10 protein-coding genes and 2 pseudogenes are annotated in these 11529 nt (G+C 45.8%); 8 read left to right on the top strand and 4 right to left on the bottom strand.

Going from position 1 to position 11529, the window contains the following annotated elements; all coding sequences use genetic code 11:
• The first annotated feature begins 37 nt into the window (after nt 1–37).
• From ACT3TR_RS13005 to ACT3TR_RS12995, 3 genes and pseudogenes are all read left to right on the top strand, one after another.
• Nucleotides 38–1021, top strand: coding sequence for a DUF1852 domain-containing protein (locus ACT3TR_RS13005; RefSeq protein ID WP_444625516.1), 984 nt, complete (start codon nt 38–40; stop codon nt 1019–1021).
• 28 nt (nt 1022–1049) lie between these two features.
• Nucleotides 1050–2078, top strand: coding sequence for a methionine synthase (locus tag ACT3TR_RS13000; protein ID WP_444625517.1), 1029 nt, complete (start codon nt 1050–1052; stop codon nt 2076–2078).
• A 99-nt stretch (nt 2079–2177) separates the two neighbouring features.
• Nucleotides 2178–3251: pseudogene (locus tag ACT3TR_RS12995) on the top strand (IS3 family transposase).
• Nucleotides 3252–3294: 43 nt separating this feature from the next.
• On the opposite strand, the gene ACT3TR_RS12990 reads toward ACT3TR_RS12995, so the two are convergent.
• Nucleotides 3295–4233, bottom strand: coding sequence for a LysR substrate-binding domain-containing protein (locus ACT3TR_RS12990; protein WP_444625518.1), 939 nt, complete (start codon nt 4231–4233; stop codon nt 3295–3297).
• Nucleotides 4234–4384: 151 nt separating this feature from the next.
• On the opposite strand from ACT3TR_RS12990, the gene ACT3TR_RS12985 reads away from it, so the two are divergent.
• The 4 genes from ACT3TR_RS12985 to ACT3TR_RS12970 are packed head-to-tail and all read left to right on the top strand — an operon-like array spanning nt 4385 to nt 8276.
• A complete protein-coding gene (locus ACT3TR_RS12985; protein ID WP_444625519.1) occupies nt 4385–5371 on the top strand; it encodes a TRAP transporter substrate-binding protein in 987 nt (328 codons plus the stop codon).
• A gap of 49 nt (nt 5372–5420) precedes the next feature.
• Nucleotides 5421–5900, top strand: coding sequence for a TRAP transporter small permease (locus tag ACT3TR_RS12980; protein ID WP_444625520.1), 480 nt, complete (start codon nt 5421–5423; stop codon nt 5898–5900).
• Nucleotides 5901–5909: 9 nt separating this feature from the next.
• On the top strand, nt 5910–7199 hold the full coding sequence (locus ACT3TR_RS12975; RefSeq protein ID WP_444625521.1) for a TRAP transporter large permease: 1290 nt from the start codon (nt 5910–5912) through the stop codon (nt 7197–7199).
• Nucleotides 7200–7238: 39 nt separating this feature from the next.
• Nucleotides 7239–8276, top strand: coding sequence for an NAD/NADP octopine/nopaline dehydrogenase family protein (locus ACT3TR_RS12970; RefSeq protein WP_444625522.1), 1038 nt, complete (start codon nt 7239–7241; stop codon nt 8274–8276).
• A gap of 38 nt (nt 8277–8314) precedes the next feature.
• Here ACT3TR_RS12970 and ACT3TR_RS12965 read toward each other — a convergent pair.
• Nucleotides 8315–8741, bottom strand: a pseudogene (locus tag ACT3TR_RS12965) (integrase core domain-containing protein); the annotation flags it as partial.
• 93 nt (nt 8742–8834) lie between these two features.
• On the opposite strand from ACT3TR_RS12965, the gene ACT3TR_RS12960 reads away from it, so the two are divergent.
• A complete protein-coding gene (locus ACT3TR_RS12960; RefSeq protein WP_444625571.1) occupies nt 8835–9095 on the top strand; it encodes an NAD(P)H-dependent oxidoreductase in 261 nt (86 codons plus the stop codon).
• Nucleotides 9096–9212: 117 nt separating this feature from the next.
• Here the strand turns inward: ACT3TR_RS12960 and ACT3TR_RS12955 are convergent, their stop codons facing one another.
• Nucleotides 9213–10526 (bottom strand): DUF945 family protein, encoded by a 1314-nt coding sequence (locus ACT3TR_RS12955; protein WP_444625523.1) that lies wholly within the window; start codon nt 10524–10526, stop codon nt 9213–9215.
• A gap of 78 nt (nt 10527–10604) precedes the next feature.
• Nucleotides 10605–11324, bottom strand: coding sequence for a ZIP family metal transporter (locus ACT3TR_RS12950; RefSeq protein ID WP_444625524.1), 720 nt, complete (start codon nt 11322–11324; stop codon nt 10605–10607).
• Between the last annotated feature and the right edge of the window lie 205 nt (nt 11325–11529).

Raw genomic sequence — 11529 nt, 5'->3', positions numbered from 1 at the left:
GAGCAATAAACGCAGGCCATTAGGATACCCAATCACCATGAGCAACGAATTTACATTTTCTCTTAAAAGTATTCGTTTAGATGAAAACTATCATCCTTCCGAAAATACGCGGCTCACTACTAACTTTGCCAACTTGGCTAGAGGCAAGAATCGCCAAGAAAACTTGCGTAATACTTTAAATATGATTAACAATCGGTTCAATGCACTGGCACATTGGGACAATCTTAAAGGCGATCGCTATACTGTCGAACTTGAAATCATCTCCGTTGAGATGAATATTGATATTGAAAGCACTAGCAATTCGCTCCCTCTGATTGAAGTATTGAAAACCAATATTGTTGATCGAAAAACGAATGAACGCATTGAGGGTATTGTAGGAAATAATTTTTCCTCTTACGTGCGAGACTATGACTTTAGTGTACTGCTACTGGGGCACAATAAAGATCAGCCCACCTTTAGCACGCCAGATGATTTCGGCGGCCTGCATGGAAAGCTATTTCAGTGCTTCGTAAACTCAAATACATACAAAGATCACTTTAGCAAACCGCCTGTTATATGCCTAAGTGTTTCAGGTAGTAAAACCTATCAACGGACTGAAAACCAGCACCCGGTACTAGGTATGGAATACCAGCAAGACGAGTATTCTTTAACTGATGAATATTTCAAAAAAATGGGATTAAAGGTTCGCTACTTTATGCCCCCGAATAGTGTTGCGCCTTTGGCTTTTTATTTTACCGGCGATTTGCTTGGTGATTACACTAATCTTGAGCTTATCAGCACCATCAGCACGATGGACACCTTCCAAAAGATTTACCGGCCAGAGATTTACAATGCTAATTCTGCGGCAGGAAAATCCTATCAACCAAGTTTGAAGCATCAAGATTACTCATTAACTCGAATTATTTATGATCGAGAAGAACGCAGCGGACTGGCTATTGAACAGGGAAAATTTGTTGAAGAAAATTTTATCAAACCATACCAAGCGATTCTTGAGCAGTGGTCCACTAATTACGCTCTGTGATTAATCGAAAAATACAAGGTTATCTATTATGAAAAAATTGCTACCCACTTCAACTGCTGGCAGCTTACCTAAACCGTCTTGGCTTGCACAACCTGAGACACTCTGGTCACCCTGGAAATTGCAGGATGAAGAATTAATTGAGGGCAAACATGATGCTTTACGTTTGTCATTGCACGAACAACAACAGGCAGGTATCGATATTGTTAGTGATGGCGAGCAAACGCGCCAACACTTTGTCACCACATTTATAGAGCATCTCAGCGGCGTTGATTTTGAGAAGCGTAAGACCGTCAGAATTCGTGATCGCTATGATGCGAGCGTACCAACAGTCGTAGGCCCTGTGACTCGCCTAAAGCCAGTTTTTGTTGATGACGCCACGTTTTTACGTCAGCAAACAAAGCAACCTATAAAATGGGCGCTACCAGGCCCCATGACGATGATCGACACGCTTTATGATGATCATTATAAAAACCGCGAAAAGCTAGCTTGGGAATTTGCCAAAATCCTTAACCAGGAAGCCAAAGAATTAGAAGCGGCAGGTGTTGATATTATTCAATTTGATGAGCCTGCGTTTAATGTATTCTTTGATGACGTTAATGATTGGGGAATTGCTACGTTAGAAAGAGCAATTGAAGGCCTTAAATGCGAAACGGCTGTACATATTTGCTACGGCTATGGCATCAAAGCCAATACAGATTGGAAAAAAACATTGGGTTCAGAGTGGCGACAATATGAAGAAGCTTTTCCCAAGCTGCAAAAATCTAATATCGATATTATCTCATTAGAATGCCACAACTCTCATGTTCCAATGGAGCTACTCGAGCTCATCCGAGGTAAAAAAGTAATGGTAGGCGCGATTGACGTGGCCACCGATACCATTGAGACACCAGAGGAAGTAGCCAAGACCCTACGAAAAGCACTTCAGTTTATAGATGCCGATAAGCTCTACCCTTGTACCAACTGTGGCATGGCCCCATTACCTCGTCGAGTAGCAAGCGGCAAGCTAAAGGCCTTGAGTGCAGGTGCAGAAATTGTCCGGAGAGAACTCGCAAATTAGTGCGGAGCTAAAATCTGAGGCGGTGAGAAGGTAATCCCCCAAAAAGCCAGTGTTCTCAAAAGTAGAATTTTCCGTAAGCTAAACGAAGGGAGATTCTGCATGAAAAAATCACGCTTTTCTGACAGACAAATACTGTCGATCCTCAAGCAGGCCGAAGGCGGTGCATCCGTTCCTGAGCTATGTCGTGAACATCACATTAGCAGTGCGGCTTTTTACAAGTGACGGGCTAAATTCGGCGGTATGGATGCGTACATGATGACACGGCTGAAGGAGCTCGAGAATGACAACCGACGGCTCAAAAAGATGTGCGCCGAGGAACAATTGAAGGCGGACATCCTCAAGGAAGCCATCGAAAAAAAGTGGTGAAGCCGTCTCGTCGCCGAGAGATGACGCAGAAAGCCGTCCTAGAAAAGCACATCAGTATCCGCCTACCCTGCTGGATGTTTAGCATCAGTGAGAGTTGCTATCGCTACCAAGCAACGCTCAGCGACGAGAACAATCAGATTGCCGATTGGTTGATCAAGCTAACGTATAACCAGAGAACTGGGGGTTTGGCCTTTGCTTCCTGCACCTGCGTAATGTGGATGGTTTTCGTTGGAACTCTACGCGGGTCTACCGCTTTTACCGCGAGTTGGAACTGAATCTGCGCATCAAACCGAAGAAACGGTTGATCTGAGAGAAGCCAGAGCCCATAGCGGTGTCCGAAATGATTAACAGCAGTTGATCTATGGATTATATGTATGACCAATTGAGCGATGGTCGTCGTTATCGCCTTCTGAACGTGATCGACGACTTTAAACTAGCGGGCTTTGGTATCGAGGTCGCTATCTCGTTACCTCCTGAGCAAGTGACCAGGGCGTTAAACCAGATCATTGAATGGCGGAGTAAGCCGCACTCTATTTGTTGTGACAACGGGCAAGAATATATCAGCGGTAAGCATTCTGCTGAGGCTTTAAGCTAATGTTTATCCAGCCAGGAAAGCCTCAGCAGAATGCTTACATAAAACGCTACAATCGAACGGTGTGCTATGACTGTTTAGCTCAATATCTGTTCAAAAGTACTGAAGAAGTTCAAGATTACGACACTTGTTGGCTCTGGCATTACCATAACGAGCGTCCTAACATGGGTCGTGGAGGTATTACCCCACAACAGAAATTGGCCACTGTGGCCTGAACTCTACTTTTGAAGCCCTCTTAAAATGGGGGATTACCGCACCTCATAAATCAAAAGGTCCGCGTAAATCCTGCGCCCAGTTAGCAACCTCATCTTTCATTGCTAGCTCAAGTATTTGTGCGATGCTCGACATAATACGAGGATGTACTCCTTGTCGAGGGGTTATCGCAGTAAAGTCCATGCCCACTACTGGGGTGAATGGCCGAATACGAATGCGTTCATCCCGTGAGGCTACCGCCGAAAAAGGATCCATCAACGCAATACCTAAACCTTCGGCCACAAATCCCAGAGCGCTTGCCGATAACATAACCTCAGCTGCAATCAGGGGAGAGATTCCGGCACTCTTAAACACATTATTAATCTGAGGTCGGATAGTGCCACTTGGCCCTAAAACGACCAAGCGTTCCTGCGCTAGATCATTTACATGAATACTACGTAGACGAGCCAATGGGTGACGTGCAGGAAGTACACAGACAGCATTAACGGAACTGCGGTATAGCACCCGTAAATTATGTTCAGCCGACACAAGTGTACAGAACCCAATGTCATGCTGACCGCGTGACACCTGCTCGGCAACCGCACGCGAGGAGTCTGTATGTAAGCTTATTACTAGGCCGGGGTATGTGGATGAAAGGTGTGAAATAAGCCGCGCTACAAAACCATATGACAGAAAAGGGGGTGCAGCAATTCGAATTGGATCTTCCGGGAAGCGGTGAATCGTTTGGGCCACATTTTGAATATAGTCAAGGCTAAAATAAACACGATCAACTTCTTCTATTAATCTAATTGCAGCATTGGTTGGTCTAATACGGGGTCCATAACGCTCAAATAATTGCAAGCCTAATGCAACTTCTAGATCTGATATCAGCCTGCTGACAGCAGGCTGAGTGATGGACATCTGATAAGCCGCTCCAGTCATAGTTTTACTCGTCATAAGGGCTCGAAATGCATCAACCTGCCGAAATGTGATTTTTGTGGGCATATTTCAAACTCATAATTATAAGATTTACACATAGTAAGATCATTAATTGCGATTAGACATTATCATAACCGTTGGGCATTCTCTAAGTTCTCTGATAAGCAACTCATTGCCGCTTTACATTTCAAAAGACTTTCTGATGCGGAGTAACAATATGCAAATGTCTAAAGTTTCGACAGTTATGGGCGTTACTATCACGCTGTTGAGTGTCGTAGCAGAAGCACAAACGCTCCGGCTAAGTACTCAGGTAAATGCGCCTCACCCTTGGCTGGATGCCGCCGAGACTTTCAAGAACGAGGTAGAAATGGCTACCGGTGGGCGTATTAATGTCCGCGTATTCGGCGGTGGCAGCCTAGGCCGCGATGCGACCGTACTAGACGAAATGCGCCTTGGGACCATTGATGTACTTATTGGAGGAACTCAAGAAGCCACGCCATTCTTTCCAGAATTTCAGCTTTTTAGCCTAAACTATCTTTTTCCAGATGAGGAGGCTTTCCGTGCTGCAATGCAGAGTGACGGTGAGGTTCTCAGTTATTTCCAAGAAACATATGAAACTTCTGATAGCGGCCTAGTGTTACTTGCCTTGACTGGCGGTGGAGTTCGAAACTTAAGTAATACAGGAGCTCCAGTATCTATGGCAGAGGATCTGAAGGGAATGAAAATGCGTGTACCAGGATCAAGAATGGATGCACGTATGTGGGCAGCAATGGGGGCACAGCCTATCTCATTACCATTCACTGAGCTTTACACTGGACTCCAAACTGGAGTGGCCGATGCATTTGAGAGCACAGTCAGCGGATATGTTGGCGGTAAGCTCTATGAGGCAGCCCCTTATCATACTCAGACACAGCACCAATTCATGGTAAGCCACATTACAATGTCTGACTATTCATTTAGCCACCTTTCCGATGAGGACCAAAAAGTTGTACGTGATGCCGCCGCCACTGCGGCATTAGTGGCTATCGATAAAGGGTTCGAATACGACCTCTCCTTGCTAGAACCCTTGATAAAAAGCGGTGCAGTAACGCTGACCACCATCGACACTGCACCTCTTATTCAAAGCATGCGCCCTTTACATGATGATGCGGCTGCAGAGTTCGGTGCAACGGAAATCTTGGAAAGTATTCGCGCTATTAACTGATTATGCACTTACTCCCATTCTGCAAATAATTCACAAATAAGGGAATAATATGCTAACGCGTTTAGGTAACGTGTTAGAAAAGGCTTACTACATCACTGGCGGCCTTTTCTTCCTCATATTTATCATCACCATACTGTTTCAAGTCTTCGCTAGGAACATACTATCAGGCACATATGTTTGGACAGATGAAGTTGCGATGTTCTGTTTTATTTGGAGTGTTTTTCTGGGTGCAGCAGTAGGTTTTCGTAAAGGCATCCACTACGTCGTAGAGATCTTTCCTGCTCCATATACTCGAATCAATGGCGCTTTGCGATTTATCGCACTATTGCTATGTGTACCTTTAGTTTGGGTGTTCATAAAACATGGTATGGATTACGCACAAATGGGCTGGCGGAGACAGTCATTCTCAATTGGGTTTCCAATGTTTTATCAATCTGTTGCATTGCCATTGTCGGCGATCGCTATGGCTTTTTTCACTGTCGAGCTTGTTGTTCGGGATGTCCGCTCACTCTTCCGCTTTGGCGAATAAGGACAAACTATGCACCCTATTATTACACTTTTGATTGGTTTCCTAGCTCTAATTTCTTTACGAGTACCAATAGCTTTTGCCATTGGACTTGCCTCATTGGCAACTGTTATCCAATTAGGCCTTCCCGCCACATCCATTGCCAATCAGGTTATGTCTAACATTGATTCATTTGCCCTTCTGGCTGTACCATTTTTTTTGCTGTTGGGACGCTTAATGAATGACAGCGACATTACCGAACGTCTTATGGCATTTGCGCAATCTTTTGTTGGTCATATTAAAGGTGGGCTGGGCCATATCAATGTATTGGTTAGTATGATGTTTGCCAGCATGTCAGGTTCAGCCGCAGCTGATACAGCCAGTGTCGGGGCAATCATGATACCTGCGATGAAAAAAGCTGGATACCCAGCTCCATTTGCTGTCGCACTCACTGCAACGTCGTCCACGTTAGGCGTGATAATTCCACCTTCAATTCTTTTTGTGATTTATGGGGCTTTCGGCAATATTTCTATAGCAGGGCTGTTTCTAGCAGGTATTCTACCTGGTTTGTTAGTTGGCATGGGGCAAATGGGATATACATATTATGTCGCTTCTCGTCATAATATTGTAAATATAGAGAAGCCATCTTGGGAATCACGCAAGAAAACATCGCAACGTGCTTTACCTACGCTACTTATTCCCATTATCATCCTTGGAGGAATTACCAGCGGTTTCTTTACCGCCACCGAGGCATCAGCAATTGCTTCTCTAGTTGGTTTAATACTAGCAGTTATAGTTTATCGCACAGTGCGCTCAGGCCAGTTATTCGAAATTCTATGCTCTACTGTTGTTGCCTATGCGTTGCCAATGTTCGCAGTTGCTACGGCAGGTATTATGGGCTGGTTAATAGCCTATATGGGTGTCGCCGAGTTAGTAGCACAGCTTATTATCTCCATTTCAAGTGGCCAGATCGCAGTAATGGTCATGCTAATGATTTTTTGCTTGTTAATTGGCACAGTGCTTAGCCCAATCACCGCTGTCATAATCTTCTTGCCTATTATTACGGAGTTAGGAATTTTAGCACAAATTCCAGATATTCATTTGGCCTTAGTTGTTTGCCTTTCTTTAGCTATTGGCCTTACGACTCCGCCTTATGGTATCTGTCTGTTAATAGCCGCACAAATTGGTGAAGTTGATGCACCTCGCGCTTTCTTAGCAGTCTTGCCAATCATCATGATTACTTTATTAGTGATTCTCAGCGTGATTTTCTTTCCAAGCATTTATCTATATTTACCTAAAACATTCTTCCCAGATAGCATTTAAACTTGGCATCCTTTTTTTGTTAAGAAAAATAGAGAAAATATGAATATTTCAATACTTGGCGCTGGGCCAATAGGGCTGACTTATTGTGCTATGCTTTTAAAAGATAGACATAGCATAAGGCTGTGGTCTAAGGAGCATGCTCCTTCTAACCCTGTCCGATTTGATGGGCTGATCAAAGGAGAGAGAGAGATTGCAGTAGTGGAAACGTTAGATGCTGCAGTAGCTAATACAGACATTATTATATTCGCTCGGCGTGCGAACGACGTGCAGGAAATGATAGATCGTATATTGCCTCTTCTGAGTAATAATCAGGTGGTGGTATTTAGTGCGGAGCTATCGATGAGTGCCATCTATTTTCAACAAAGTGCAAAACGGATGGGTAAGTGCATTCGATGTATTGCCTGGTCAACTACTGTTGCGACAGCTCAGCGTGTTGATGATATTGTTCGAGTGGGAACAATGCGTGATTTAGTCGATATGCGAGCCTTTGGGTTTGCTGATCAACATGCGGCTCTCTCACTTTGTAATGCGATTTTTGGGCCGATTTTTCGCATAGTTAACGGCGATGTAGCTATTGGCCTTAGTAACCTAAACCCCCAAATACACTTGGCAAACGGCATAGCTAATATAACCCGCATTGAAGCAGGCGAATCGTGGGATAATTATCGATATATAACTCCGGTCGTAGGGCGTCTAGCTGAACAGCTAGATTATGAACGTCTTTGCTTGGCCCGAGCTCTCAAGGTGGAAGTGCGCGATATCTTTGAGCATTATCTACGGACGTTCCCCGGCATTAAGTCTGGGAGTGTTTCGCAAATGGCTAATCAAGTCTACAAGAAGTCGCCTGGAACTCTGGGGCCCACTGCAATGTCAACGCGCTACTTCACTGAAGATATCCCCTTTGGCATTGTGCCCTTATCTATGTTGGGACATATTCATGATGTTGCAATGCCATTGCATAATGCCGGTATAGACCTTGCTTCAGCTTACTGTGGACTAGACTTTCGAAACCATAACGGAATGATTGCCACGATTCTGTCTTACATTACTTATTCTTCAGAAGAGTTTAGTAGTTAGGTAATCCCCCCATTTTTAGAGGGCTTCAGAAGTAGAGTTCAGACCACAGGGGCAAGTTTTTGCTGGGGGGTTATGCCCCCGAGCATCATGATCGGTCGCTCGTGATTGTAGGTCCATAACCATTGCGTTGCATATTCCTGCACTTCCTCGATAGAGCTGAATAAGTAGTGAGCCAACCAGTCATAACGCACGTTGCGCTCGTAGCGTTCGATATAAACGTTTTGCTGTAAATTGCCTGGTTGCCTCGTACTCTTCGGCCCAGGCGGCCAGAGTGGTGCTGATGTATTCTGGACCGTTGTTACAGCGGTTCTGAGCAGGTTTCTCTCTCTACTCGATGATCAGATCAAGGGCTCGCATTACACCTTCAGAGAATAGTGGCAGGTCCACCTCAATACCCAAGCCTTCTCGATTGTGGTCATCAATCACATTAAATAGCCGGTAACTACGCCCACCTCCTAGCTGATCTGGCTGTCGGAAAAACGTGCTTTTTTATGCCGAATACCCCCTCGTTTAGCTTACGGAAAATTCTACTTCTAAGCACCCTGGTTTTTCGGGGGGATTACCGTTCTCACCGCCAGAGGCGGCGTTGATATGGCACCCGGCGAAGCAATGGCGCACATGAACCATCTGGAGCCAAATCTGGCCTCAGCGTTTGAGTTTATGGGTATTACCCGGCTACATTACATTGCCATTGAGGGGCAGGAAATAGGTGGCGAAGTGCTGGCCGCGTCTACTGCTCAAGCACTACGCAACGTTGAAATGCTGGTGAGTGAGTTACAGGTGACGTTTAGGGACGCTCCAACGCCCGAACTCGCCTAAATACGTAGAAGAGCTATTTTTGAAGAGCTATTTTTGAAAAGCAATCTTTCCAGAAGTCCTTGAGATGATTAGGTGCGAAGATAATGTCATTCATAATCTCCGCACCTTTCAAGCGTGTTACATCACAGGCTGACCATTAACCGTTAACGTGCCGTCTTTCCACACGACGTGCTGCATATCACTCGTCGGGTCTAACAAGCCTGCAAACGGCATTGGAATCATGCCGATAACGAGATCAGGAGGCGTTGTCAGGCTGACATCCAGACTCACTCGATTGGCAAGATACGTCAGTGCGTCGGCTTCGCTCATCACGTCATCTGAGGCCTGCAACAGCTCAGGCTGCGGCAACTCTTCATCCCAAAGCGCGCTGTACAAGGCAGGTTTAGAAAGATCGGCGCCATCAAAGCTTATATCGGCCGTGAGGCGCGGCTTGAAGTCGATACCCATCATCGGCAGCACAACATGTGCTTCCAAAGGCTGGAAGGCAATCGACGGATTGGCAATCAGTACATCGTAGCCGCTCTCAATGGCCTGGGTTAGCAGTTCACGCTTTTCTTGCTCGTCACCCCGCTCGCCGCTTTCTTCGTACTCTAAGCGCATTGCTTCCAGCGGCGCATAGGCTTCTTGCAACGTCTGAAAGGCCTGTACATCCCAATTATTGGCCATCATCTCAAGCGAAACACTGCCTATGGATGTGTCGTCTGTACCCATATCGGCGACTTTGAAAGAAGCACCTGAATTAACAATTGACGTATCACCCACGGATTCAGACTCTCCCTCAAGCTCGATATCCTCCATGTAGACACTGACACCCTGCGCCAAAAACTCGACTCTGGGTATTGCCAAATACTGCTGCATCACACGGTTCTCGTCACCTTGTGTATGCATCGTAGCGCGAGGCGATATTATTCGCACCGAATCGCTTTCATTATTAACCAGGATTTCACGCGCCTGCCCTTCAACATTCCAAGCATTGAGATCTTCACGATTTAAATCTACCACCAGATCATGGAGCGTGCTGTCGACATCAACCGTACTTAAAGAACTAGCCGTAAGTTGGCCGTTTATCGAACTGCGGGTGGCCACCAAGTCAACATCGATATCACCCATCACAAACTGTTCATTCGGATGAATCGTACCCGTGATCGGGCTTTTAATAACGCCATGATCGACCAGCAGGTTTACCTGCGCGTTGGCATTTTCAACACCTACCATGCCGATCGTTGCGGTCACCGTTGTTTTGAACAGCGATTTATCAATCGTCACATCCCTTGCGTACCAGGAAAGCGAGTCATCCATCTGCGCAAAGCTTTGGGTAAGCGCTTTTTCAACCTCATTACCCACTACCGCCTGCGCACCTAAATATCCCCCGCCCCCCAACACTACAACGCCAGCAGCAGTTAAAATCAACGTTTTAGAGGTTGCAGGCATGTCTGTATCCTTAATAAAAATGATTATTAATTGTCCTTTATTTAAAGATAAAAACCTACCGCTAATTCAGGCTTATCGTTAACCGCCCAGAAGCATCATGTTGCCGATCAAGCCCAACAAAAAACCCGCCACTGCACCTAGGGCAGGCATGCCCCGCATCTCAAGCTTTGAGCTCGGTGCAATATCTTGAAAGACCAGATACAAAATCCCCGCACTAGCGAACAGCATTAACGCGCCCATCAGCCCATCATACTGCGCCAATAGGTAATAGCCGGTTGCCGCTGATAGTGGCCCCACCAAGGCGAGGCCACTGAAAGCCCAAACAATTGTATTTGCAGAAAGTTGAGAACGACTGCTCAACTCTTCAAAAGCGTTAAAGCCTTCAGGCAAATTTTGTAAAATCATTAGTAACGCGAGTAATAACCCCGTGCTTTCGCCTACCGCAAAAGCCGCGCCCAACGCGATGGCCTCTGGAATAAAATCAGAGAGCATCGCGACCAGTTGGCCCATCGCGCTATCCAGTTTACTCAAATAGGCATCTAACAAATAAAAGCACACGCCACCGGCAGCAAAGCATAAGGCAGCCGGTAGAATAGGCAGCTTGCTGGCGCCGTCGGGAACTAATACCAACGCCACCGCTGAGATAAGAGCACCGCCACCGAAAGCGACAATAAAATGACGCCAAGAGCTGCCCAATAGCGCTGGATGGACAACATCAAGTCTTGCCAATAGCGCCCCCGCGGGCATCGCCGCACCTGCCAGCAGCGATAACAGCAATATATAAATAATAGTCGCCATAGAATATTAGCCTTGCCCTGATTGATCATGAGCTCAATGGTAAATACCACTCCATTTTGTAGCGCCAGCCATTATCTACAGGCCAGCACGTCATACACAACACCTAACCAATAACTCACTTACCAAAAATAGAAAACACGTTTGATTAATCCACAATTGTCCACTTTCGCCTTCCTTGGTAGGTTGATTTTTATATAAATATGCC

This window comes from Halomonas sp. AOP12-B1-6 (assembly GCF_052379225.1).
In the GTDB taxonomy this organism is placed as follows: domain Bacteria; phylum Pseudomonadota; class Gammaproteobacteria; order Pseudomonadales; family Halomonadaceae; genus Vreelandella; species Vreelandella casei.
The sequence above is the reverse complement of the archived record's forward strand: the minus strand, read 5'-3'. Positions and strand labels throughout refer to the sequence as shown.